This is a genomic window from Alsobacter sp. SYSU BS001988 (assembly GCF_054796215.1).
This window is the reverse complement of the sequence record NZ_JBTAMK010000014.1, coordinates 32,840-55,376: the sequence shown is the minus strand read 5'-3', so window position 1 is coordinate 55,376 and position 22,537 is coordinate 32,840. Positions and strand designations below refer to the sequence as shown.

At 70.8% G+C, this 22,537-nt stretch carries 20 protein-coding genes; 7 read left to right on the top strand and 13 right to left on the bottom strand.

The annotated features are described in order from the left end of the window. Window positions 1–81 precede the first annotated feature (81 nt). The 3 genes from ACYVO7_RS20310 to ACYVO7_RS20300 all read right to left on the bottom strand — a co-directional run bounded on the left by ACYVO7_RS20310 (window position 82) and on the right by ACYVO7_RS20300 (window position 2,592). Window positions 82–1,290, bottom strand: a complete 1,209-nt coding sequence (locus ACYVO7_RS20310) for a GNAT family N-acetyltransferase (protein WP_460451627.1) — start codon at window positions 1,288–1,290, stop codon at window positions 82–84. An 84-nt stretch (window positions 1,291–1,374) separates the two neighbouring features. Then, window positions 1,375–2,124: a glycerophosphodiester phosphodiesterase gene (locus ACYVO7_RS20305; RefSeq protein WP_460451626.1), complete on the bottom strand. Its 750-nt coding sequence runs from the start codon at window positions 2,122–2,124 to the stop codon at window positions 1,375–1,377. Further along, window positions 2,125–2,592, bottom strand: coding sequence for a RidA family protein (locus ACYVO7_RS20300; protein WP_460451625.1), 468 nt, complete (start codon window positions 2,590–2,592; stop codon window positions 2,125–2,127). 179 nt (window positions 2,593–2,771) lie between these two features. Here ACYVO7_RS20300 and ACYVO7_RS20295 point away from each other — a divergent pair, with 179 nt between their 5' ends. After that, window positions 2,772–3,599 carry a cell envelope integrity EipB family protein gene (locus tag ACYVO7_RS20295; RefSeq protein ID WP_460451624.1) on the top strand — a complete coding sequence of 276 codons (828 nt, stop codon included), beginning with the start codon at window positions 2,772–2,774 and terminating at the stop codon, window positions 3,597–3,599. Between the two features lie 6 nt (window positions 3,600–3,605). On the opposite strand, the gene ACYVO7_RS20290 is transcribed toward ACYVO7_RS20295, so the two are convergent. Further along, the gene (locus ACYVO7_RS20290; protein ID WP_460451623.1) at window positions 3,606–4,964 is read right to left on the bottom strand and encodes a DNA polymerase IV; all 1,359 of its coding nucleotides are present in this window, start codon (window positions 4,962–4,964) and stop codon (window positions 3,606–3,608) included. A 5-nt stretch (window positions 4,965–4,969) separates the two neighbouring features. Then, entirely contained in the window at window positions 4,970–5,254 is a 285-nt protein-coding gene (locus ACYVO7_RS20285; protein WP_460451622.1) for a DUF3572 domain-containing protein, read from the bottom strand. Between the two features lie 134 nt (window positions 5,255–5,388). Between ACYVO7_RS20285 and ACYVO7_RS20280 the strand changes: the two genes are divergently transcribed. Together ACYVO7_RS20280 and ACYVO7_RS20275 are read left to right on the top strand one after the other, a co-directional pair. Beyond that, the gene (locus ACYVO7_RS20280; RefSeq protein WP_406853839.1) at window positions 5,389–5,760 is read left to right on the top strand and encodes a response regulator; all 372 of its coding nucleotides are present in this window, start codon (window positions 5,389–5,391) and stop codon (window positions 5,758–5,760) included. A gap of 15 nt (window positions 5,761–5,775) precedes the next feature. Next, the gene (locus ACYVO7_RS20275) at window positions 5,776–7,152 is read left to right on the top strand and encodes a PleD family two-component system response regulator (RefSeq protein ID WP_460451621.1); all 1,377 of its coding nucleotides are present in this window, start codon (window positions 5,776–5,778) and stop codon (window positions 7,150–7,152) included. A 416-nt stretch (window positions 7,153–7,568) separates the two neighbouring features. Here the strand turns inward: ACYVO7_RS20275 and rpmG are convergent, their stop codons facing one another. The 5 genes from rpmG to topA form a co-directional block, all read right to left on the bottom strand. Further along, window positions 7,569–7,736, bottom strand: a complete 168-nt coding sequence (gene rpmG / locus ACYVO7_RS20270; RefSeq protein ID WP_406853837.1) for a 50S ribosomal protein L33 — start codon at window positions 7,734–7,736, stop codon at window positions 7,569–7,571. A gap of 257 nt (window positions 7,737–7,993) precedes the next feature. Then, the gene (locus ACYVO7_RS20265) at window positions 7,994–8,731 is read right to left on the bottom strand and encodes an NUDIX hydrolase (protein ID WP_460451620.1); all 738 of its coding nucleotides are present in this window, start codon (window positions 8,729–8,731) and stop codon (window positions 7,994–7,996) included. Continuing rightward, on the bottom strand, window positions 8,728–9,192 hold the full coding sequence (locus ACYVO7_RS20260; RefSeq protein WP_460451619.1) for a DUF983 domain-containing protein: 465 nt from the start codon (window positions 9,190–9,192) through the stop codon (window positions 8,728–8,730). Before ACYVO7_RS20260 ends, ACYVO7_RS20265 begins: the two co-directional genes overlap by 4 nt. 183 nt (window positions 9,193–9,375) lie before the next feature. Then, window positions 9,376–11,670, bottom strand: coding sequence for a ribonuclease R (rnr, locus tag ACYVO7_RS20255; RefSeq protein WP_460451691.1), 2,295 nt, complete (start codon window positions 11,668–11,670; stop codon window positions 9,376–9,378). 428 nt (window positions 11,671–12,098) lie between these two features. Beyond that, entirely contained in the window at window positions 12,099–14,801 is a 2,703-nt protein-coding gene (gene topA, locus ACYVO7_RS20250) for a type I DNA topoisomerase (protein WP_460451618.1), read from the bottom strand. A 1,000-nt stretch (window positions 14,802–15,801) separates the two neighbouring features. On the opposite strand from topA, the gene ACYVO7_RS20245 reads away from it, so the two are divergent. Together ACYVO7_RS20245 and ACYVO7_RS20240 are read left to right on the top strand one after the other, a co-directional pair. Then, window positions 15,802–16,764 carry an aspartate carbamoyltransferase catalytic subunit gene (locus tag ACYVO7_RS20245; protein WP_406853830.1) on the top strand — a complete coding sequence of 321 codons (963 nt, stop codon included), beginning with the start codon at window positions 15,802–15,804 and terminating at the stop codon, window positions 16,762–16,764. Further along, complete coding sequence (locus ACYVO7_RS20240) at window positions 16,761–18,059, top strand: dihydroorotase (protein ID WP_460451617.1); 1,299 nt, start codon at window positions 16,761–16,763, stop codon at window positions 18,057–18,059. Before ACYVO7_RS20245 ends, ACYVO7_RS20240 begins: the two co-directional genes overlap by 4 nt. On the opposite strand, the gene ACYVO7_RS20235 is transcribed toward ACYVO7_RS20240, so the two are convergent. Then, on the bottom strand, window positions 18,044–19,114 hold the full coding sequence (locus ACYVO7_RS20235) for an acyltransferase family protein (protein ID WP_460451616.1): 1,071 nt from the start codon (window positions 19,112–19,114) through the stop codon (window positions 18,044–18,046). The two genes, ACYVO7_RS20240 and ACYVO7_RS20235, sit on opposite strands and share 16 nt — an antisense overlap. Window positions 19,115–19,300: 186 nt before the next feature. Here ACYVO7_RS20235 and plsY point away from each other — a divergent pair, with 186 nt between their 5' ends. Both plsY and dprA read left to right on the top strand, forming a co-directional pair. Next, window positions 19,301–19,900 (top strand): glycerol-3-phosphate 1-O-acyltransferase PlsY, encoded by a 600-nt coding sequence (plsY, locus tag ACYVO7_RS20230; protein ID WP_460451615.1) that lies wholly within the window; start codon window positions 19,301–19,303, stop codon window positions 19,898–19,900. Further along, the gene (dprA, locus tag ACYVO7_RS20225; protein ID WP_460451614.1) at window positions 19,897–21,150 is read left to right on the top strand and encodes a DNA-processing protein DprA; all 1,254 of its coding nucleotides are present in this window, start codon (window positions 19,897–19,899) and stop codon (window positions 21,148–21,150) included. Before plsY ends, dprA begins: the two co-directional genes overlap by 4 nt. On the opposite strand, the gene ACYVO7_RS20220 is transcribed toward dprA, so the two are convergent. Both ACYVO7_RS20220 and ACYVO7_RS20215 read right to left on the bottom strand, forming a co-directional pair. After that, window positions 21,140–21,394 carry a hypothetical protein gene (locus tag ACYVO7_RS20220; RefSeq protein ID WP_460451613.1) on the bottom strand — a complete coding sequence of 85 codons (255 nt, stop codon included), beginning with the start codon at window positions 21,392–21,394 and terminating at the stop codon, window positions 21,140–21,142. The genes dprA and ACYVO7_RS20220 overlap by 11 nt on opposite strands. Window positions 21,395–21,605: 211 nt before the next feature. Next, window positions 21,606–22,532: an AEC family transporter gene (locus ACYVO7_RS20215; RefSeq protein WP_460451612.1), complete on the bottom strand. Its 927-nt coding sequence runs from the start codon at window positions 22,530–22,532 to the stop codon at window positions 21,606–21,608. Window positions 22,533–22,537: the final 5 nt, after the last annotated feature.

Sequence of the window (22,537 nt, the reverse complement as noted above, 5' to 3'; positions counted from 1 at the left end):
CCTGCCTTGCGAGCGCCGCCCGGGCGCCAGCCGTCGATCAATGCCCCGCTCGCGCCGGGCGTTCCGGCCTGTCCGCGCCGATCACGCCTTCCTGAACGGCGCGTGCTCCTCATATTCCTCGTGCAGGCTCGCCACGTAGCTGCGCTCGCGGGCGAGATAGTCCGCCACCGCCTTGCGCAAGGACGGGTCCGCGAGGTCATGCGCCGAGTAGGTGGTCACGGCGCGGTAGCCGCGGGCCAGCTTGTGCTCGCCCTGGGCGCCCGCCTCGACCCGGGAGAAGCCCCGCTCGATCGCGAATTCGATGGCCTGATAGTAGCAGATTTCGAAATGCAGGAAGGGGTGATCCTCGATGCAGCCCCAGTTGCGGCCATAGAGGGCGTCGCCGCCGATGAAGTTGATCGCCCCCGCCACATAGCGGCCGCCGCGCCGCGCCATCACCAGGAGCACCTTGTCGGCCATGCGCTCGCCGATGAGCGAGAAGAAGGTCCGGGTCAGGTAGGGCCGGCCCCATTTGCGCGAGCCCGTGTCCATGTAGAACGTGAAGAACGCGTCCCAGTGCGCCTCCGTGATGGCGGCGCCGGTCAGGCGTTCGACGACGATGTCGTTCGCCACCGCGTCGCGGCGCTCGCGCCGGATCGCCTTGCGCTTGCGCGAGGCCAGCGCCTCCAGGAAGCCCTCGAAGCTCGCATAGCCGTCGTTGAACCAGTGGAACTGCTGGTCGGTGCGCTGCAGGAAGCCGCGGGCGCCGAGGTCGTCCCAATCGGCCTTCGGCAGGAAGGTGAGGTGGATGGAGGACGAGCCCGTCTGGGCGCGGAGCGCCCGCAGGGCGTGGATGGCCGCCTCGCGGGCGAGCGCCGCCCGCGGGCCGGGGCGCACCAGCAGGCGCCGGCCCGTCGCCGGGGTGAACGGCACGGAGACCTGGAGCTTCGGATAGTAGCTGCCGCCGGCCCGCTCATAGGCGTCGGCCCAGCCGCTGTCGAAGACGTATTCGCCGCGCGAATGGGACTTGCGGTAGCACGGCGCGCAGGCGAGCAGCTGGCCCTCGCCGTCCTCGACCAGCACATGGGCCGGCGCCCATCCGGTGCGGGCCACGGCCGACCCGGACTCCTCCAGCGCCGACAGGAAGGCGTGCGAGATGAACGGGTTGGCGGGGTCGTCCTGAGACGCCGATTCAGGCGCGCCCCCCGGATGGGCGCAGGCGTCCCACGCGGCCGCGTCCACGGCCTTGAGGCTGGAGGCGACTTTCAGGACGAAATCGGCGGGGATTTCAGGCGGGGAGTGTTCGGCCATGTCGCCAGTTCGAACCGGGCAGCTTCCCCCAAGCTAGGCTTTGCAGCCCCGAGGGCAAGCCGGGCGCGTCGTCGCGGGCGCGCCTCAGGGCAGGAAGCCCTCGAAGACGATCTGGTCGGCTCCGGCCTTGGCCTCGGCCCGCTCCTCGGGCGTGCGGACCGTCCAGGTCATCACCGGCAGCCCCACCGCCTTGCGGCAGAGATAGGGCGCGGCGCTCTGCAGGTCCTTCACCTGCCAGGACAGGAAGTCCGGCCGGCTGCGCTCATAGTGGAGCAGGTTGGCCATGGCCCGCTTGGTCTGGGCGGACAGCCTGGCGTATTCGCCGTGCTCGTAGTCGTTCTCGGCCACGATCCCGCGCGGGCGGTCCGGGGCGAGCTCGCGCAGCAGGGCGACGATGTCGGGATCGAAGCTCTTGATCGCGACGGGGCCGTCATAGTCCTTCAGCACCTCGACGACTCGGCGGGTGAGCCGCATGTCGCCCTCGAAGGCGCTCTTGATCTCCAGCACCAGCGGCGTGCGGCCGCCCAGCACGGCGAGGAACTCCGCCAGGGTCTGCACCCGGTCCGCCGTATGCTTCAGCGAAAGCGCGGCCATCTCGGCCGCCGTGCGGTCCACGACCCGGCCGGAGCCGTCCATGGTCAGGCGCTCCAGGGCGTAGTCGTGGAAGACGACCGCCTCGAGGTCGCGGGTGAGCTGGACGTCGCACTCGATGGCGAAGCCCTTCTCGATGGCGGCGCGGGCGGCCGAGGCGGTGTTCTCCACGACCCCGCGGGCGCGGTCATGCAGGCCGCGATGCGCGATGGGGCGGGCGGTGAGCCAGGCGGGGGCCGACATTCACGCCACCTCGAACATGGCTTCGACCTCCACCACGGCGTCGAGCGGCAGTTCGGCCACCCCGATCGTGCTGCGGGCGTGGCGGCCCTTGTCGCCCAGCGCGGCGACCATGAAATCGGACGCGCCGTTCATCACCGGCGCGATGGCCCCATAGGTGGGAACGACGTTGATGAAGCCGCCGAGACGCACGCAGCGCTGGATGGCGTCGAGCGAGCCGAGCGCCACCTTGGCCTGGGCGAGGATGTTGATGGCGCACAGGCGCGCCGCCTCGGTCGCGGCCTCGGCCGAAATCTCGCCGCCGAGCTTGCCCTTGTGGGCGTCCGCGAGCTTGCCGTCCGCGCCGAGGCAGAGCTGGCCCGACACCACCAGGAGCGAGCCGGTGCGCACGCAGGGCACGTAGTTGGCGATGGGCGCGCCCGGCGTGGGCAGGGTGACGCCGAGTTCTTTCAGCTTGGCTTCGATGCTCATGGGATCCTCGCTCGTTCGGCGGCGTTGGCGACAGGCGCGGCGAACGGCCGCCGCAGCCGTTGTGGCGCATCGCCCGGCCCTCGGCAAGCATGCCCCGCCGGGGCCGCATTGCTGGCGCCGGTGGCGACGGCTATCGTTCCAGGGACGCCGCGCACCGCCGCGGACCAGAGGAGTTTCGAATGCGCGCGCGCTTCATCTTCGTCGGCCTGTGCCTGGCGACGGCTCATGCGGCGCCGGCCGCGGCCGGCCCGCTCGCGATGGCGCCGCACCGCGCCAGCTACGACCTGTCGCTGGCCAAGACCGGCGGGGCCAAGGGCGTCGAATCGGCGCGCGGGCGCATCGTCTTCGAATTCACCGGCTCGGCCTGCGAAGGCTACGCCCTGACCTTCCGGCAGGTGACGGAGCTGACCGGCGGCGACATCGGCTCGCGGCTCTCCGACATGCGCACCACCACCTTCGAGGAAGGCGACGGCAGGACGTTCCGCTTCAACACCGAATCGCGCATGGGCCAGGGGCCCGCGGAGGCCACGGACGGCACGGCGGAGAAGAACGCGGACGGCATCTCCGTGCGGCTGAAGAAGCCCCAGCCCGGGCGCGCGACGCTGAAGGGCGACATCGCCTTCCCGACGGCGCAGATGCGCATGCTGATCGAGGCGGCGCGGGCGGGCGCCAGCACCTCGGCGGTGAAGCTGTTCGACGGCTCGGAGGGCGGCAAGAAGGTCTACGACACCTTCTCGGTCATCGGGAAACCCGTCCCGCACGAGCGCGACGGCGAGCTGGAGCAGCCGCTGCGCGACGCCGGATGGGACAAGCTGGCGCGCTGGCCGGTGTCGGTCAGCTATTTCGAGGAAGGCACGCAGGACAGCCAGCGTCCGGTCTACACGCTCTCCTTCGAGCTCCTGGAGAACGGCGTGTCGCGCAAGCTCAGGCTCGACTATGGCGACTTCAGCCTGTCGGGCGACCTCAAGCGCCTCGACGTCATGAAGGCTCAGGACTGTCCGCAGTAGCGGGCGTCACTCGTCCCCGGACTTGCGCTCCCGCTCGCGCCGGGCGCCGAAGACGAGGCCGCGCATGACGGCCTCGCCGCCGAACTTCTCCCGCAGCCTGTCGATGGCGCGCTCCACGCCGGCGTCGCGCGGCGCGGTGACGTCGATCAGGTCGCCGCGGTCGGCCTCCGCGCCGGGGCCGAGGTCGGAGGCCCCGATGCCGATGAGGCGAAAGCGCGTGCCGTCGCACTCCTTCAGCAGCATCTCGCGGCCGGCCTCGAAGATGCGGGAGGCCAGCTGCGTCGGCGGGAAGCCGGAACGCGCCCGCGTCCGGGTGCGGAAATCCGCCGTCTTCAGCTTCAGGGTGAGCCCGCGGGCCGAGAAATCGGCCTTGCGCAGGCGCAGCGCCACCTTTTCGGAGAGGCGCAGCAGCACCGGGACGAGCTGCTCGGGGTCGGCGATGTCCTGGTCGAAGGTGGTCTCGGCGGAGACGCTCTTGGTGTCGCGCTCGGGCTTCACGGCGCGGCGGTCCTCGCCGCGGGCCAGCCGGGCGAGGCGCAGGCCCTCCTCGCCATAGCGGCGGGCGAGATCCGCCTCGGGGCGGCGCTGGATGTCGCCGATGAGGCGCAGCCCGTCGCGGGCGAGGCGCTCCTGGGTGACCTTGCCGACGCCCGGGATGATCCCGATCGGCCTGTCGGCGAGGAAGCCCGCCACCTCGGCCCGGCCGATCACCTGGAAGCCGCGGGGCTTGTCGAGGTCGGACGCGATCTTGGCCAGGAACTTGTTGTAGGAGAGCCCGACCGAAACCGACAGGCCCAGCTCCTGCTCGATCCGCCGGGCGAAGCGCGCCAGCGTCTCGGCCGGGCTCGCCCGGTGCAGGCGCTGCGTGCCGGAGAGGTCCAGGAAGGCCTCGTCGATGGAGATGGGCTCCACCGCCGGGGTCAGGTCCAGCATCATGGTGCGGATCCGCCGGCCGACCCGGGAGTATTTTTCGATATCGGGCCGCACCACCACGGCGTGCGGGCAGGCCTTCAGGGCCTGGAACATCGGCATGGCCGAGCGCACCCCATAGGTGCGGGCGATGTAGCAGGCCGTGGAGACGACGCCCCGCCGGCCGCCGCCGATGATCAGGGGCTTGTCGGCGAGCGAAGGATCGTCGCGCTTCTCGATGGCGGCGAAGAAGGCGTCGCAGTCGATATGGGCGATGCAGAGCTGGTGAAGCTCGGGATGGGCGAGAAGGCGAGGGGAGCCGCAGGCCGCGCAGCGTCCGACCCGTCCGGGGCGGGCCGGGGAGGCCGACAGGCAGTCCCGGCACAGGCGCGCGGGCGCCGCGGCCGCGTCGCTCCCGGCCAGGCCCTTCGGGTCGTCCCCGGACGCGCCCCCCATTGGCGTCAGCCCTCGCGAAGCCCCATGGCGTCGGGCCCGGCCAGCAGATCGCGCGCCGCCAGGACGTGCTCGGGCGGACGGCCGGCGTTGGCCGCGAAGGCGAGCAGCTGCGATTCGTCGCCCGCGAGGTGGTCCAGCACGGCCACGAAGAACCCCGGCTCGCCGGCCGCGCCGCGCAGCGTGTCGGGCGTCAGGCCCGTCAGGGCCATGAAGCGCTCCAGCCTCTCGGGCTCCGCCGCCAGGTAGCCGAGCGCCTCGATGGCGAGCGCCTCGGCGAGTGCGCGGGTCATCCGGCCCGGCCTGTCCGCCCTGGAGGGCCCGGGTTTGTGTTTCATCAACATGTATCAGCTATATCGTGAGAGACGGTCCGGGACGAGGTCGACGCCGAACCCTATGATTGTGGACGGCGTGCGAGGATATGCCAATGGCAAAAACTGTTCTGATCGTTGAGGACAACGAGCTCAACATGAAGCTCTTCAACGACCTTCTCGAAGCCCACGGCTACCAGACTTTGAAGACCGCGAGCGGCGTCGAGGCGATCGAGCTCGCGCGCAAGCATGCGCCCGACCTCATCCTGATGGACATCCAGCTGCCGGAGGTTTCGGGCGAGGACGTCACGCAGTGGATGAAGAGCGACGAGGAGCTGCGCTCCATCCCGATCATCGCCATCACGGCCTTCGCCATGAAGGGCGACGAGGAGCGGATCCGACGCAAGGGCTGCGAGGCCTATCTGTCGAAACCCATCTCGGTCGGCAAGTTCATCGAAACGGTCCGCATCTATCTTGGCGACGCCTGAGGGGGCTGCCGTTTCATGACCGCGCGCGTCCTGGTCGTCGACGATCTGCTGCCGAACGTGAAGCTCCTGGAAGCTCGGCTCACGGCCGAGTATTTCGAGGTCCTGACCGCCACCAACGGGCCGGACGCCATCGCGATCTGCGACCAGGGCCTGTGCGACATCGTCCTCACGGACGTGATGATGCCGGGCATGGACGGCTTCGAGGTCACCCGCCGGATCAAGTCCAACCCGATGACGGCGCATATTCCCGTCGTGATGGTCACGGCGCTCGACCAGCCGAGCGACCGGGTGAAGGGGCTGGAGGCCGGCGCGGACGACTTCCTGACCAAGCCGGTCAACGAGATCTCCCTCATCGCGCGCGTGCGCAGCCTCGTGCGGCTGAAATCCGTCACCGACGAGTTGCGCAGCCGCGCCGCCACCTCGCGCGACGCCGGCATGGGCGACCCGCTCGTGCAGGCCGTGGCCGACACGGGCGCGGGCGGGCGCATCCTGCTGGTCGACGACCGGCCGGGGTCGTCCGAGCGGCTGATGTCCACCCTCTCCCAGCACCATGTCGTCACGCTGGCGGCGGACCCGCAGCAGGCGCTGTTCTCGGCCTCCGACGACACGCCCGATCTCGTGATCGTGTCTCTGGACCTCGCCTCCTATGACGGGCTGCGCCTGTGCAGCCAGCTGCGCTCGGTCGAATCGACCCGGCACATCGGCGTGCTCATGCTGGCCGAGGCGGAGGACAACGCCCGGATCCTGCGCGGCCTGGACCTCGGCGTGAACGACTATCTGGTCCGGCCCATCGACCGGAACGAGCTTCTGGCCCGCGTGCGCACCCAGGTCCGCCGCAAGCGCTACGCCGACCGGTTGCGCGAGACGGTGCACGCCACCATCGAGCTCGCCATCGTGGACGCGCTCACCGGGCTGCACAATCGGCGCTATCTCGACAGCCACTTCGGCGCCCTGGTGGAGGACGCGCTCAACCGCGGCCGTCCGCTCTCGGCGCTCGTGCTCGACGTCGACAAGTTCAAGGCCGTCAACGACACCCACGGCCACGACGCCGGCGACGAGGTGCTGAAGGAGTTCGCCCTGCGCGTCCGCAAGAGCCTGCGCGGTCCGGACCTGGTGGCCCGATTCGGCGGCGAGGAACTCGTCGTGGTCATGCCCGACACGCCCATCGAGACGGCCCAGCTCGCCGCCGAGCGCATCCGCAGCCGCGTCCAGCAGGAGCCCTTCTCGATCCACAAGGGCGCTGGCGCGATCCCGGTCACGGTCTCGATCGGGGTCGCGGCCGTCACGCGGCTCGACGAGACCCCCGAGACCCTGCTCAAGCGCGCCGACCAGGCGCTCTACCAGGCCAAGGCCGAGGGCCGGAACAGGGTCGTTCTGGGCCGGGCGGCTTGACGCCGAGGCGCCGGAGCGCGATCCTTTACCTTAACGCCGAGTAAACGGACCTCATCATCGGGTGGGAGTGGACTTCGGCGTTCCATAGGATAAATTCATCTCACGCAGCGAGGACGGCTCGACCGATCGGTCTCCTCCTCGCCACGAATACCCCTCGGAGTGCTCAGGTCCGCCGCATCTCCTGGGTTCCGCGGGGTTCGGCCGGCTTGGAATTGGACGGAGTGGCCTCCTCGCGGTCCAATTCCAGCCGGCCACCTTTCTCCGCCTCATCGGCGAAACGAAAAAGGCCCGCGCTGGACGCGGGCCTTTTTCGATTCCAGGCAGGCGGCGCGGCGCCGTCGCGCCCCAGCAAAAAAGCCGCCCCGAGGGACGGCTTTCGAGCAGGTCCGGCCCGGGCGCGGCCCGGACGGCCAGGATCACTTGATCTTGGCTTCCTTGAACTCGACATGCTTCTTGGCGACTGGGTCGTACTTCTTCTTGGACAGCTTGTCCGTCATCGTCCGAGAGTTCTTCTTGGTGACGTAGAAGAAGCCGGTGTCGGCGGTCGACACGAGCTTGATCTTGATGGTGGTCGCCTTGGCCATGGCGGTCGTCCCTTGTCGTGATGCCGCCGGCGCGGCGTGCGGTTGGCGCGGCTGTGAGCCTGTCCGGCTCGACCCCAGCAACCCGTGTCCATGAAAGAAGCGGGCCGGTCCAGGGACCGGCCTTGCATGCCGCGCAACCTACGCATCGCGGCCGGGATGTCAAGGCGCGAAGCGGGGTCCTGCCGCTCACGGCTCCGGCGGGCCTCGCTCCGCCTCCCTCCCCACAAGGGGGAGGGGAACGCAGCAAGCGTGTGGAGTCAGAGCTCGTCCCGGCGGAACTTGCCCTGGACCTCGTAGTAGAACGGCACCGGCATCCAGGGCGCCATGCCGCCGTCGAGGCGGGTCTGCAGCTCCTTGAGGATCACGCCCGTGATGGTGGGCAGGTCGAGGCGCTGCGCCTCCTCCAGGTCGACCCAGACGAGCTCCACCAGCTCCGAGTCGGGGCCCACGACGCCCTCCACCCGGTGTGCGATGTCGGCGGCCTCGGCGGCGAAGAAGCGCGTGTCGAAGCGCTTGGGCCGGCGCGGCGGCGTGATCGCGCGGGCCACGAAATGCAGGTTCTCGAGCGTCGGATAGACGCCGTGTCCGGCGAAGTCGGCCCACGGGCCCTCGGGGCAGCCTTCCGGGGCGCCGTGATCCGTGGTGCCGAGCAGCAGCCCCGTCTCCTCGAAGGTCTCGCGGATCGCCGCCAGCGCCAGCGCGCGGGCCCGCTGCAGGCTGGGGCGCTGCACGCGCGCCATCAGCCGCTCTTCGACCTTGGCGTCCAGCGCGCCGGCGGCGGCCATGCGCCGGTCGCCGGCCTCGATTCGGCCGCCCGGGAACACGAACTTGCCGGGCATGAACTTGTGGCCCGCGTGGCGGCGGCCCATCAGCACCCTCGGGGAGGGGCCCTGCCGGTCGAGCAGGATCAGGGTGGCGGCGTCCTTGGGCCGGACGTTCGGCCATCTCCGCTCGCGCTCGGCGCTCGTGAGGGTGACCGCGTGGGCTTCGCTCATCGGCCGACGTCCCGGTGCGGCTGCAGGACGGGCAGGTCGTCGCCGTCGGGCATCGCGCCGAAGCCGTGCATGCGGTTGGCCCATTGCAGGCCGACGATCGCGCCCTTGATGGGCTGGATGATCATGAAGGACAGGACGATCGTGAGCAGCGGCCACAGGATCACGTGCCAGAGGATCGGCCAGTCGCCATAGGTCTCGGCGTAGAGCATGCCGCCGACCACGACATGGCCCACGATGCTGATCGTGATGTAGGCCGGCAGGTCGTCCGCCCGGTGGCCATGGAACTCGGCGCCGCACGCCTCGCAGCGGTCCGTGACCTTCAGGAAGGCGCGAAACAGCCTGCCCTCGCCGCAATGCGGGCAGCGCCCCGCAAAGCCGCGGCGGAGGGCCAGGCCGAGGTCGCGCCGGGGGAGCGCCTGGGGATCGTCGGCGTGGGCGCCGTAGTGGTGGGTGTGCGACATGGGGCTTTCTTGCCTTCAGAAGCTCTCGATGGTGCGAAGGGACCCGCCGTCATCCCCGGCCGGAGCCGCGCAGCGGCGGAGGGGAAGGGGATCCAGGAAGATCCTGCCCGCCTGGATCCCCTTCCCGGTCTGCGTCGCAGACCGCCGGGGATGACGGCGAGGAGGGGCGTTCAAAGGCGCTTTTCATCGTCGCACCTTCACCCGGCCCTTGCGGCGCGGGGCGCCTTCGGCTCGTTCGGCGACGCGGACGGTCGGGCGCGGGGCGGAGCGGCCGCGGCGGCCGCGGGCGGCGCCCTCCCGCCCCTCGGACAGCATCTCGAAGCGCAGCGCGCCGGCGAGCGGGGCGGCCTCCACCAGCTTGACCCTGACCTCGTCGCCGAGCCGGTAGGTCTCGCCGCTGCGGTCGCCCACGAGCGCGTGCTGCGCCTCGTCGTAGCGGTAATAGTCCGCCCCCAGCGTGGCGGCGGGTACGAAGCCGTCCGCGCCGGTGTCGGCCAGCTTCACGAACAGGCCCGAGCGGGTGACGCCCGCGACCCGGCCGGTGAACTCCGCGCCGATCTGGTCCACCATATGGTGGGCGATCAGCCGGTCGACGGTCTCGCGCTCGGCGGCCATGGCGCGGCGCTCGGCGGCCGAGATCTTGGCCGCGATCTCCGGCAGGTCCGGGATGACGCTGTCGGGCAGCCCGTCGCGGCCCGCATGCAGCGCGCGGATCAGCGCCCGGTGCACGATCAGGTCGGCGTAGCGGCGGATCGGCGAGGTGAAATGCGCGTATTTGCGCAGGTTGAGGCCGAAATGGCCGTAGTTCTCGGCCGTGTACTCCGCCTGCGCCTGGCTGCGCAGCACCACCTCGTTGATCAAGGGCTGGTGCTCGGAGCCCTCGACCCGCTTCAGGATGCGGTTGAAGAACTCCGGCCGCAGCGCGCCCTGGGCGGTGAGCTTGATGCCGATGGAGGCCAGCACCTCGCCGAGCCCGCGCATCTTCTCCAGCGTCGGCTCGTCATGGGCGCGGTAGAGCAGGGGGGTCTTCTTCTGCTCCAGCGTTTCGGCCGCCGCCACATTGGCGAGGATCATGAACTCCTCGATCAGCTTGTGGGCGTCGAGGCGCGGCGGCGAGACGACGCGGTCCACGCCGCCGTCCTTGTTGAGGATGATCTTGCGCTCGGGCAGGTCCAGCTCCAGCGGGCCGCGGTCGTTGCGGGCGCGCGTGGCGCAGCGATAGGCGTCCCAGAGCGGCTTCAGCACCGGCTCGAGCAGCGGCGCGGTGGTCTCGTCCGGCTGCCCGTCGATGGCGGCCTGCGCCTGCTGGTAGGAGAGCTTGGCGGCCGAGCGCATCAGCACGCGGTGGAAGCTGTGGCGCAGCTTGCGCCCGTCCGCGGCCAGCACCATTCGCACCGCCATCGCGGGGCGGTCCTCCTGCGGGCGCAGGCTGCACAGGTCGTTGGAGATCCGCTCCGGCAGCATCGGCACGACCCTGTCGGGGAAGTAGACCGAGTTGCCGCGCACCAGCGCCTCGCGGTCCAGGGCGGAGCCGGCGCGCACATAGGCGGCCACGTCGGCGATCGCGACATGGACGACGAAGCCGCCCTCGTTCTTGGGGTCGTCGTCCGGCTCGGCGTGGACGGCGTCGTCATGGTCCTTGGCGTCGGCCGGGTCGATCGTGATCAGCGGGATGTCGCGCCAGTCCTCGCGCTCGCCCAGCGTGGCGGGCCTGGCTTGCTCGGCCTCGTCCAGCGCCGCCTGCGGGAACTCGTGCGGGATGCCGTGGGTGTGGATGGCCACCATGCTGATGGCCTTCTCGCTCTTCAGCGAGCCGAGCTTCTCGCGCACCTTGGCGACCGTGGCGCCGAAGCGGCCGATCTTGGTCAGCGACACCGCCACGAGGTCGCCGTCGGCCGCGTCCTTCTCGTCGCCGGGCGGGATCGGGATCTCGCGGCCGAGCGACTTCTTGTCGACAGGAGCGAGGCGCCCGCCGCCGCCCGGGACCGCGCGGAACACGCCGATCACCTGCGCCTGGGCGCGGTCGAGCACCTTGACGACGCGGCCCGCATAGGCGGTCCCGTCGCCCTCGCGGTCGGCGTTCACGCGCAGCAGCACGCGGTCTCCGACGCCCGGGACCTTGAGGCCGGGCTTGGGCTTGCGCGGCAGATGGACGTGGATGCGCGGGGTGGGGCCGAGATCCTCCTCGTCCCACTCCACCGGCACGGCCGTGAACTCGCCGTCGCGGTCGCGCCCGGTGATGTCGGCCAGCACGACCGGCGGCAGCGCCCCGGCCTTCATCATCCGCTTGCCGCGCGTCTTCAGGGCGCCTTCGTCCTGCAGGTCCTTCAGCAGGGCCTTGAGGGCGATGCGGGCGCCGCCCTTGATCGAGAACGCGCGGGCGATCTCGCGCTTGCCGACCCTGTTTCCCAGCTCGCCCTCGGAGCGGATGAAGGCGACGATGTCCTCCTTGGAGGGGAGGCGGTCGCCGCCCTTCATGGCGTGGGGGTCTTGGGGCACGATCTTGGTCCGGCTCTCTGGCGGTGCGTTCACCCGCTATACATGGGGTTTCCGGGGCCGAAGTTCCATCGGAAGTTTCGCCGGTGCGGGTTGGCGCGTCGCATGAGGCTTACCTGTCTCCGTCATCCCCGGCCGGAGCGCAGAAGGCGCGGAGGGGGAGGGGTCCAGGGGACACGGCCAGAAACGGCGCCCAGTCCCCTGGATCCCCTTCCCGCGCCTGCGGCGCGCCGGGGATGACGGCGGACAGGTTCGGGCCTCTTCCTGGGAAGCGCTCCCTCTCCGTCATCCCCGGCCGGAGCGCCGAAGGCGCGGAGGGGAAGGGGATCCAGGGGCCGCGGCCCGAGACGGCGCCCTGAGGGGGAGGGGGCGCTGCGACGGTGAGGAGAGGCGTAGAGGCCCGCGCCGCGTCAGCCTGCAGCCTTGCGCTTGGCGGCGGAGGGGGAGGTCTTGGCGGCGCTCTTGGCTTTTGCAGGCGCCTTGGCCTTGGCCGGCGCCTTCGTGGCCGTCGTCGCGCCCGCGGCCTTGCTCTTGGCCGGGGCCTTGGCGCCGGACTTGGCGGCCGGCTTGCGCGCGCCCTTCTTGGGCGGCGCCGCGGCGGCGCGGGCGGCGATCAGCTCGAGCGCCTGCTCCAGCGTCACCGCCTCGGCCGGCACGGTCTTGGGCAGGGTGGCGTTGACGGAGCCGTGCTTCACGTAAGGCCCATACTTGCCGTCATGCACCGTCACGGGGCCGCCCTCGGGATGCTCCCCGATGACGCGCCCGGCCTGGGCCGCCGCGCGGCCGAAGCGGCCGGCGCCGCTCTCCTTGGCGACGATGAGGTCGATGGCGCGGTTGCCGCCGATGGTCAGCACGTCGTCGTCCTTGCCGATATTGGCGTAGACCTTGCCGTGCTGCACATAGGGCCCGAACCGCCCGATGCCGGCCAGGATGGGCTCACCGGACGTCGGGTGCCTGGCCACCTCGCGCGGCAGCGACAGCAGCGACACCGCGAAGTCGAGGTCGATGGCGTCGCGCGGCGTCCCTTTCGGAATGGTCTGGCGCTTGGGCTTCTCGCCCTCGCCGAGCTGCACATAGGCGCCGAAGCGGCCGTCGCGAAGGGTGACGTCGAGGCCCGTCGCCGGGTCCTTGCCGAGCGTCTTGGTCCCGCCCGCGCCGCCGTCCGCCGAGGCGGCCTCGCCGTCCTGGCCGCCGGCCGAAAGCTGGCGGGTGTATTTGCACTCCGGATAGTTCGAGCAGCCGATGAAGGCGCCGAACTTGCCGAGCTTCAGCGAGAGCTGGCCCGAATGGCAGGTCGGGCAGAGCCGCGGGTCGCCGCCGTCCTGTTTGGGCGGGAAGATGTGCGGCCCCATGATCTCGTTCAGCGAATCCAGCACCTCGCTGACGCGCAGCTCCTTGGTGCCGTCCAGCGCGGCCGAGAAGTCCTTCCAGAAGCGCCGCAGCACCTCCTTCCAGTCGATCTCGCTGTTGGAGATGCGGTCGAGGTCGCCCTCCAGCCCGGCCGTGAAGTCGTATTCCACATAGCGGTCGAAGAAGCTCTCCAGGAACGCCGTCACCAGCATGCCCTTGTCCTCCGCATGGAGGCGCTTCTTGTCGATGCGGACATATTCGCGGTCCTTCAGCACCGCGAGCGTGGACGCGTAGGTGGAGGGCCGGCCGATGCCGAGCTCCTCCATGCGCTTCACCAGCGAGGCTTCCGAATAGCGCGGCGGCGGCTCGGTGAAGTGCTGGTTGGCCTCGATCTTCTCCTTGCGGAGGTCGTCGCCGGCCCGCATGGGCGGCAGGCGCCGCGAATCCTCGTCGTCGCCTTCGTCGTCCTTGCCTTCCTGGTAGAGCTTCAGGAAGCCGTCGAACTTCACCACCTGGCCGGTGGCGCGCAGCTCCAGGGTCTTGCCGCCGGCCTTCGCCGTGATGTCGACCGTGGTGCGCTCGAGTTCTGCCGACTCCATCTGGCTCGCGACGGTGCGGATCCAGATCAGTTCGTAGAGCTTGGCCTGCTCGGGTTCGAGGAACTTCGCGACCTGCGCGGGCAGGCGGCCCATGTCGGTCGGGCGCACGGCCTCGTGCGCCTCCTGGGCGTTCTTCTGCTTGGTGGCGTATTTGCGCGGCGCGCTGGGCACGTAGCGGTCGCCATATTCCTGGGCGATGGTCTTGCGGGCCGAGGCGATGGCCTCCGGGGCCATGTCGACGCCGTCGGTTCGCATATAGGTGATGAGGCCGACGGTCTCGCCGCCGATGTCCGCGCCCTCATAGAGGCGCTGCGCCACCTGCATGGTGCGGGCCGGGGCCATGCCGAGCTTGCGGCTGGCCTCCTGCTGCAGCGTCGAGGTGGTGAAGGGCGGGGAGGGGTTGCGCCGGGCGGGCTTGGCCTCGACATTCGCGACCGTGAAGCGGGCGGCGTCGAGGTCGCGCTTGAAGGCCTCGGCCTCCTCGCCCTTGCCGATGTCGAGGCGGGTGATCTTGCGGCCGTCCGCGCCGACGAGGCGGGCCTCGAACAGCGCATTGGCGGGCGTCGCCAGCGTGGCCACCAGCGACCAGTACTCGCGCTTGACGAAGGTCTCAATCTCGCGCTCGCGGTCGCAGACCAGCCTCAGCGCCACCGACTGCACGCGGCCGGCCGAGCGGGCGCCGGGCAGCTTGCGCCACAGCACCGGCGAGAGCCGGAAGCCGACCAGATAGTCCAGCGCGCGGCGGGCCAGGTAGGCGTCGACCAGCGCCTGGTCGATCTGGCGCGGGTTGGCCATCGCCTCCTTCACGGCGTCCTTGGTGATCGCGTTGAAGGTGACGCGCTCGATGGGCACGTCCTTGAGGACCCGGCGGGCCTTGAGCGCCTCCAGGATGTGCCACGAGATGGCCTCGCCCTCGCGATCCGGGTCGGTCGCCAGGATCAGGCGCTCGGAGCCCTTCACGGCGGACGCGATCTCGGAGACGCGCTTGGAGGCCTTCGCCTCGATCTCCCACAGCATCGAGAAGTCCTGCTCGGGATCGACCGAGCCGTCCTTCGCCGGCAGGTCGCGGATATGCCCGAAGGACGCGATCACCTCGTAACCGGGGCCGAGATACTTGTTGATCGTCTTGGCCTTGGCCGGCGACTCGACGACGACGACTTTCATTGCAACGCCTTTCACGACGGCTGCGCGTTCTGCGCGCCGCCCAAGCCCCCGAAATGTGTCGAGCAAGCCCTAATTGCGCGGAAAGTGGGTCATCTGACTCGGCGTTGTCAAATGAAGTGGGGCGTACCGCTTTGCAAGACCCGCGCTGCGGGTCGTTGGCGCCACACTTGGGTTGCATTCGATGCATCCTTTGGTTGTGGGAAGTCTTCAGGCGACATTCGTCCGCCCGGGCTTGACAGATGCAGAAAATATTCCTATGTTGGTGACGCTCTGGTCCACGGAGGGGCGTCTGCAGCGTGAGGACGTGGACCAGGGGCGGCGGCCGCCGAAGGCCGGGCTCACCACCCGGTTCGAGGCGGCGGACGGAAGACAAGGTCCGACCAGCGAAGCGCGAAGGGGCTGAAAGCGCCCCGGGATCTTCCTTTCATCCTTCAAACGCTGCGCGCGGAGCGGCGGGGCCTGGCGGCCTCCCGGCTTCTACTCTACCCACCCCACTCGCCGTGAGGCCCCCAGCGACGCCGCTCCGCGCCGCCCTCCACCTCCGGGCCGAAAGGCCCCGGAGCTGAACGCGCTCCCTTCTCCCCGGCACGGGGAGAAGGTGGCCGAGCAACGCGAGGCCGGATGAGGGGCCGACATCCAGCCAAGCTCAATCACCCCCTCACCCCAGCCCTCTCCCCGTTCCGGGGCGAGGGGGCCCGCTGCGGCCCTTCCCAACACCCCGGTCCCACCCCTCCGTCATCCCCGGCGCGCCGAAGGCGCGGGAAGGGGATCCAGAACGGCCAGGCGAAAGGCGCCCCACCCAACCCTCCTGGATCCCCTTCCCGGCGCTGCGCGCCGCCGGGGATGACGGAGCGCTTGAGGCAGCATGGCGTCTCGAAGGACGAGGGCTCCAGGAGGCGCCGTCCACCGCAAGCGCTGGGGAAACGCCAGGCCCGATCCCCTCCCGGAGAGGCGCCGGCCTTGCCGCCTCGGCGGATTGCCCCTATAGCCGTGGCTTCAAATGACATCGTCAGCGCTCCGGCCCCGGTACCCGCATCGCCATCTTCTCGGCATCGAGGGACTGACTCCGCACGACATCACGGCGCTGCTCGACATGGCCGACGAGGCGGTCGACGTGTCGCGGCAGGTGGAGAAGAAGAAGGCGACGCTGAGGGGCCGGACGCAGATCAACCTCTTCTTCGAGGCGTCCACCCGGACCCAGTCCTCCTTCGAGCTCGCCGGCAAGCGGCTGGGCGCGGACGTGATGAACATGTCGGTGGCCTCGTCCTCCATCAAGAAGGGCGAGACGCTGATCGACACCGCCATGACGCTGAACGCCATGCGGCCGGACCTGATCGTGGTGCGCCACCATGCGGCGGGGGCGGTGCACCTGCTCGCCCGCAAGGTCGACTGCTCGGTGATCAACGCCGGCGACGGCGCGCACGAGCACCCCACCCAGGCGCTGCTCGACGCGTTGACCATCCGCCGCAACAAGGGCCGCGTCCGCGGGCTGGTGGTGGCGATCTGCGGCGACATCCTGCATTCGCGGGTGGCGCGCTCCAACATCATTCTGCTGAACGCGCTGGGCGCCGAGGTGCGGGCCATCGGGCCGTCGACCCTGCTGCCGCCGGGGATCGAGCGCATGGGCGTCAAGGTGTTCACCGACATGCGCAAGGGCCTCGCCGGGGCCGACATCGTGATGATGCTGCGCCTCCAGCGCGAGCGCATGAACGGCTCCTTCGTGCCGAGCGTGAAGGAGTATTTCCGCTATTTCGGCCTCGACGCCGAGAAGCTCGCCATGGCGAGGCCCGACGCCCTCGTGATGCATCCGGGGCCCATGAACCGGGGCGTCGAGATCTCCTCCGAGGTCGCCGACGGCGCCCAGTCGCTCATCCGCGAGCAGGTCGAGATGGGCGTCGCGGTGCGCATGGCCGTGCTGGAGGCGCTGGCCAGCCACCTGCCGAACCAGGTCCCGGGATCATGAACCAGGCCGGTCCCCCACTCGTCCTGGCCAATGGCCGCTTCATCGATCCGGCTTCCGGGCGGGAGGAGGGCGGCGACCTCGTCGCGGAGGCGGGCGTCATCCGCGGCTTCGGCCATGCGGTGCGCGGCTCGCGGCCGGAGGGCGCGACCGTGGTCGACTGCCGCGGCATGGCGGTCGCCCCCGGCCTCATCGACATGCGCGCCTTCGTGGGCGAGCCCGGCGCCGAACATCGCGAGACGCTGGCCTCCGCCAGCCGGGCGGCCGCGGCGGGCGGCGTCACGACCGTGGTCTGCATGCCCGACACGCATCCGCCGGTGGACGATCCCGCCGTGGTGGACTTCCTGATCCGGCGCGCCCGGGACGCCGCCATCGTGCGCATGCTGCCGGCGGCCGCGCTGACCAAGGGGCTGAAGGGCTCCGAGATGGCGGAGATCCGCCTCCTCACCGAGGCCGGCGCCGTGTTCCTGACCGATGGCGCGCGGTCGGTCACCAACGCCCAGGTGATGCGCCGGGCGCTGACCTATGCGCGCGACTTCGGCGGCCTCATCGTGCACCACTGCGAGGACCCCGACCTCGTCGGCGACGGCGTGATGAACGAGGGCGAACTCGCCAGCCGGCTCGGCCTGCACGGGATTCCGCGCGAGGCGGAGACCATCATGCTGGAGCGGGACCTGCGGCTCGTGCAGCTGACCGGCGGGCGCTACCACGCCGCCATGATCTCCTGCGCGGACTCGCTGGCCATCATCGAGCGCGCCCGGTCGGACGGGCTGGACGTGACCTGCGGGGTCTCGATCAATTCGCTGACCCTGAACGAGAACGACATCGGGCCCTACCGGACCTTCCTGAAGCTGTCGCCGCCGCTGCGGCACGAGGACGACCGGCTCGCCATGGTGGAGGCGCTCGCCGAAGGGCTCGTAGACGTCGTGGTCTCCGACCACAATCCGCAGGACGTGGAGACCAAGCGGCTGCCTTTCGCCGAATGCGCCGACGGGGCGATCGGGCTGGAGACCATGCTGGCCGCCGGCCTCAGGCTGGTGCACGCCGGCGAGCTCGAATTGGCGGCGCTGCTGCGCTCCATGTCGACGCGACCGGCCGAAATCCTCGGCCTGCCGCAGGGGCGGCTCGCCAAGGGAGCGCCGGCGGACCTCATCGTGTTCGATCCGGACGAGCCCTTCGTGCTCGACCCCGCCACGCTGCATTCGCGGTCGAAGAACACTCCGTTCGACGAGGCGCGACTGCAGGGCGTCGTCCACCACACGGTGGTGGCGGGCGCGGTGGTCTATTCGGCCGGCTGAACCCGGCCGCGGCGGCGCGCGCCGGCCGTCAGGTCCTTGGCCCAGCGGTTGATCGGATCCTCCACGATGCGCCTGAGCAGGATGGAGCCGATCACGGCCAGCACGGCCGAGACGATCCAGAACAGGCCGAGCGGCGGCTCGAACCGGTCCCAGACGACCCGAAGGGTGCGCAGGACGAAGGGGTGCAGCAGATAGAGGCTGTAGGAGGCGGCGCCGATCTCCACGCCGATGCGGGCGAAGGCGCCGTCCCGGGCGGAGGGCGACAGCGCCGCGCCGGCGACGACCAGGAGCGCCGGAAACCCGACGCTGGCCAGGGGCAGCCAGGAGCCCCTCTGCGCGGCGGCGTCGCCCGACAGGAGCAGCAGCACGAGCCCCACCGCCACCAGCGCGCCGCCTTGGGCCGACGTGAGCCGCAGGCCGCGCCGGTAGGCGACCGCGCAGCCGACGCCGAGCAGGAACTCCAGGATGATCGGGCTCGACCAGAACTGCAGGGCGACGCCGGACGGCCGCCAGACCTGGCCGGCCGCGACGACGCACAGCATCAGCGCGGCGAGGGACGGCACGGTCCAGCCCCGCGGCAGCAGCAGGGCGAGCGCGAACAGGGCGTAGAAGAACATCTCGTATTCGAGCGTCCAGCCGAGCGCCAGCACGGGGCGGATCTCCTCGCCGCGCAGCGACGGCCAGAAGGCGTAGGACGCGAGAACGTGCGGCGCGTCGCCGATCGGCACGTGCAGCATGCCGGGCAGCGCCAGCGAGCCCAGGACGAGCGCGGTGGTGAGGAGCCAGTAGAGCGGCGCGATGCGGGCGATCCGCCGGCCCATGAAGGCGGCCGCCGCGCCCGGCCGCCCCGCCTCGTCGCCCGCGGTGACCAGCATCAGGAAGCCGCTGAGGACGAAGAAGACGTCGACGCCGGTGGCCCAGGGCGTGATCTCGAAGCTCGACGTGACCCCGCGGCGGCCGGCGAGGTCCGCGACCTCCGTGCCGATATGAGACGCCAGGACCATGCAGGCCGCCACCGCCCGCAGGATCTGGATGTTCTCGAGCTTGTCCCGCATCGCAAACGTCATGTAATGGACCAGGGTTAAACGCCGGTAAGATTTCACCGCAAGTCCCGGGCCATTTCTCGTTTTGCGTGTATTTTCTCTTTCATTCGCGAATTTGAACGTAGCCCAGACCGCGATTGACGGCGGCGGCCGGGACGGCGACTGTCGCAGGGCTGATCGATCCACCGTGTCCCGCGCATGCTCCTCATCCTTCTCTTCCTCGCCTTCGGCTATCTCCTCGGCTCGATCCCGTTCGGCCTGATCCTGACCCGCGCGGCGGGCACGCAGGACATCCGCTCGATCGGCTCGGGCAATATCGGGGCGACCAACGTGCTGCGCACCGGTCGCAAGGGCCTGGCGGCCGCCACCCTTCTGGGCGACGCCCTGAAGGGAACGGCCGCGGTCGCGATCGCCTGGCGCTGGGGGCTGGAGCCGGCGCTGGCCGCGGCGGCGGGCGCCTTCGCGGGCCACATCGCTCCAGTCTGGCTGGGCTTCAAGGGCGGCAAGGGCGTCGCCACCTTCCTGGGCGGCCTCATCGGGCTGGGCTTCACGGCGGTGGGCTGGGCTCCGGCGCTGGCCTTCGCGGGCCTGTGGCTGCTCTGCGCCTTCCTGACCAAGTACTCGTCCGCCTCCGCGCTGCTGGCCAGCGCGGCTGCGCCGCTGGTGATGCTGCTCGTCGGCCAGCCGCTCGGCGCCGCGGTCTACGCCGCGCTGGCGGCGGCGCTGTGGTGGAAGCACGCGGCCAACATCCAGCGCCTCCTCGCCGGGACCGAGGGGCGGATCGGCGGCAAGGGATGACGCCGGGGCCGGGCCGCGCGGCCGCGCCGGACCTCACGGACGCCCAGCGTCTCGACTGGCTGCGGCTGATCCGCTCCGAGAGCATCGGCCCGCGCACCTTCCGGGCGCTGGTGAACCTGTTCGGCGGCGCCGGCGCGGCGCTCGCCGGCCTGCCGGACTATCTGCGCAGCCGCGGCGCCAAGCCGATCCGGCTCTGCACCGTGGCGGAGGCCGAACGCGAATGGGAGGCGGCCCGGCGCATGGGCGTGCGCTTCGTCGCCTCGGGCGAGGCCGCCTATCCGCCCGCGCTGGCGGCCGCCGATTCGGCGCCGCCGCTGATCGGCGTCCGCGGCCGGGCCGAAGCGCTGCTGCGCCCTTGCGTGGCCGTGGTGGGCTCGCGCAACGCGTCGGCCAACGGCCAGCAGATCGCCATCCGGCTAGCCCGCGAGCTGGGCGCGGCGGGGTTCACGGTCGTGTCCGGGCTGGCCCGGGGCATCGACGCCCGGGCGCATGAGAACACGCTGGAGACCGGCACGGTCGCGGTCCTGGCGGGCGGCCACGACAAGCTCTATCCGGCCGAGCACGCAGCCCTGCTGGAGCGGTTGCTGGAGCGCGGCGCCTGCGTCAGCGAGATGCCGATGGGCTGGGAGCCGCGCGGGCGGGACTTCCCGCGGCGCAACCGCATCGTGTCCGGGCTCGCGCTCGGCGTCGTGGTGGTCGAAGCGGCGCGGAAATCCGGCTCGCTGATCACGGCGCGCTTCGCGCTGGAGCAGGGCAGGGAGGTCTTCGCCGTGCCCGGGTCGCCGCTGGACCCGCGCGCGGCCGGGACGAACGACCTGCTGCGCCAGGGCGCCACCTTCACGACCTCGGCCGAAGACGTCATTGCGGCGCTGCTGCCGCTCATCGAGACGGGACCTGTCCCGCGGGACATGCGCGACGGCGGCGACGATGCGCCCCGCCAGGAATCGCTCTGGGACGAACTGGACCTGTTCGGCGCCGCCGGAGCCGCGCCGAAGGTCGATGTGGAAGGCTACGCCTTCGAGGAGAGCGCCGCGGCCGTTCAGGCGCCTCCGGCTTCACAGGACGCCGGCGCGATCGTGGCGGACCTGCTCGGCCCGGCCCCGATCGCCCTCGACGACCTCGTGCGGGCCTCGGGCCTGCCGGTCGCCACGGTGCGCTCGGTCCTGCTGGACCTGGAGGTCGCCGGCGCCATCGAGCGGCACGGCGCCGGGCTGCTGTCCTTGCGGCCGGGCGGCGGCGTCACGCCGTGAGGCTGCTGCGGCGGGCGGTCACGTTCGCTTCGATCTTCGCCATCTCGAGAAAATAGGCGAGCAGGTCGAGATTGGCCGAGCGGGCGATCAGGGCCATCTCGGTGGTCATCTGGGCGATGTAGCGGGCGATGTCCTCGGTCCCGGCCGGCTCGGGAGGGGCGGGCGTATAGCCGCGCGCCCGGCCGTTCGAGGCGATGGGCGTCGGCTTGGGCATGGTCGACGGAGAGGGCTTCAGGGCGGGCATCGCGGGCTCCCGGGCAGGTTGGGTCGATGGGGTCTACAAGTGCGTTCTTGCGAACTGCACGCACCATCACCCAACAATTATCAAATGTATAGCCCCTGAGTGGGTCACGCAGGTTGAAAAGTGCAATTCCTAGGTTGGCGAACTCGGATTGTGCAACCCGTTTGCCGCGCCGAGTTGCAATTTTCAAAGATGCTCGCGTCTCCGCACGGGGTCAGGCCAGGAGTGCCAGGGCCAGCGGCAGCGTGAGCATCGCCAGCAGGGTCTGGACCGTCAGGATCTCGGCCATCAGGGGTGAGTCGCCGCCCATCTGCCGGGCCAGCATGTAGGACCCGCTCGCCGTCGGGACGGCCGTGCACAGGACGGTCACGGCGAGGCCGGTCCCGCTGACGCCGAGCAGGCGGGCGAAGCCGGCGGCCAGCACGGGCAGGACGATCAGCTTGAGGGCCGTGGCGAGGAAAAGCGCCGGCCCGGGGCGGCGCAGCCGCGACAGGTCGAGGCCGGCGCCGACCACCAGCAGCCCGGCCGCCAGCGACGCCCGGCCCAGGATGTCGGCGAAGGACATCAGCGGCGCCGGGATCGGCGGCCGCAGGATGTTCAGCGCCAGCCCGATGGCGCAGGACCAGATGAAGGGATTGCGGGCGAGCGTTCCCAGGAGCGCGCCGGTCGAGAGCCGGGCGGGGGCGGCGTAGCGCGACAGCACCAGGACCGAGATGACGTTGAGAAGCGGGATCATGGCCGCGATAGCCACGGCGCCCAGCGTCGTTCCGGCGGGACCGTAGAGGCTGCCCGCCAGCGCCAGCGCCACGAAGGTGTTCCAGCGCGTCGCGCCCTGCATCACCGACGTGAAGGCCGGCCCGTCGATCCGCCAGCGCTCCTTCAGGACGGGGCGGAGCGCCAGCAGCATGCCCGCCACGATCAGGATGGAGGCGACCAGCGTGCCGCCGACCGGCAGGAGCGGCACGGTCCTGAGGTCCGTCCTGGCGAGGGTCTCGATCACCAGCGCGGGAAACAGCACGAAATAGGTCACGCGTTCGAACCCGGCCCATTGGACCTCGTCAATGACGCGTGTCACCCGCGTCGCCCAGCCGGTCAGCAGAAGCAGGAAGACGGGAATCAGGCTGGCGGCGACGGCGGGCATGGCGG

Coding starts and splice junctions, on each gene's coding strand:
- ACYVO7_RS20305 (WP_460451626.1), bottom strand. CDS start 2,124: ATGTCGGCCCCCGCCTGGCTCACCGCCCGCCCCATCGCGCATCGCGGC.
- ACYVO7_RS20290 (WP_460451623.1), bottom strand. CDS start 4,964: ATGGGGGGCGCGTCCGGGGACGACCCGAAGGGCCTGGCCGGGAGCGAC.
- ACYVO7_RS20220 (WP_460451613.1), bottom strand. CDS start 21,394: ATGCCCGCCCTGAAGCCCTCTCCGTCGACCATGCCCAAGCCGACGCCC.
- ACYVO7_RS20280 (WP_406853839.1), top strand. CDS start 5,389: ATGGCAAAAACTGTTCTGATCGTTGAGGACAACGAGCTCAACATGAAG.
- ACYVO7_RS20260 (WP_460451619.1), bottom strand. CDS start 9,192: ATGTCGCACACCCACCACTACGGCGCCCACGCCGACGATCCCCAGGCG.
- plsY (WP_460451615.1), top strand. CDS start 19,301: ATGCTCCTCATCCTTCTCTTCCTCGCCTTCGGCTATCTCCTCGGCTCG.
- ACYVO7_RS20275 (WP_460451621.1), top strand. CDS start 5,776: ATGACCGCGCGCGTCCTGGTCGTCGACGATCTGCTGCCGAACGTGAAG.
- topA (WP_460451618.1), bottom strand. CDS start 14,801: ATGAAAGTCGTCGTCGTCGAGTCGCCGGCCAAGGCCAAGACGATCAAC.
- ACYVO7_RS20215 (WP_460451612.1), bottom strand. CDS start 22,532: ATGCCCGCCGTCGCCGCCAGCCTGATTCCCGTCTTCCTGCTTCTGCTG.
- dprA (WP_460451614.1), top strand. CDS start 19,897: ATGACGCCGGGGCCGGGCCGCGCGGCCGCGCCGGACCTCACGGACGCC.
- ACYVO7_RS20300 (WP_460451625.1), bottom strand. CDS start 2,592: ATGAGCATCGAAGCCAAGCTGAAAGAACTCGGCGTCACCCTGCCCACG.
- rpmG (WP_406853837.1), bottom strand. CDS start 7,736: ATGGCCAAGGCGACCACCATCAAGATCAAGCTCGTGTCGACCGCCGAC.
- ACYVO7_RS20295 (WP_460451624.1), top strand. CDS start 2,772: ATGCGCGCGCGCTTCATCTTCGTCGGCCTGTGCCTGGCGACGGCTCAT.
- ACYVO7_RS20285 (WP_460451622.1), bottom strand. CDS start 5,254: ATGACCCGCGCACTCGCCGAGGCGCTCGCCATCGAGGCGCTCGGCTAC.
- ACYVO7_RS20310 (WP_460451627.1), bottom strand. CDS start 1,290: ATGGCCGAACACTCCCCGCCTGAAATCCCCGCCGATTTCGTCCTGAAA.
- rnr (WP_460451691.1), bottom strand. CDS start 11,670: ATGAAGGGCGGCGACCGCCTCCCCTCCAAGGAGGACATCGTCGCCTTC.
- ACYVO7_RS20235 (WP_460451616.1), bottom strand. CDS start 19,114: ATGCGGGACAAGCTCGAGAACATCCAGATCCTGCGGGCGGTGGCGGCC.
- ACYVO7_RS20240 (WP_460451617.1), top strand. CDS start 16,761: ATGAACCAGGCCGGTCCCCCACTCGTCCTGGCCAATGGCCGCTTCATC.
- ACYVO7_RS20265 (WP_460451620.1), bottom strand. CDS start 8,731: ATGAGCGAAGCCCACGCGGTCACCCTCACGAGCGCCGAGCGCGAGCGG.
- ACYVO7_RS20245 (WP_406853830.1), top strand. CDS start 15,802: ATGACATCGTCAGCGCTCCGGCCCCGGTACCCGCATCGCCATCTTCTC.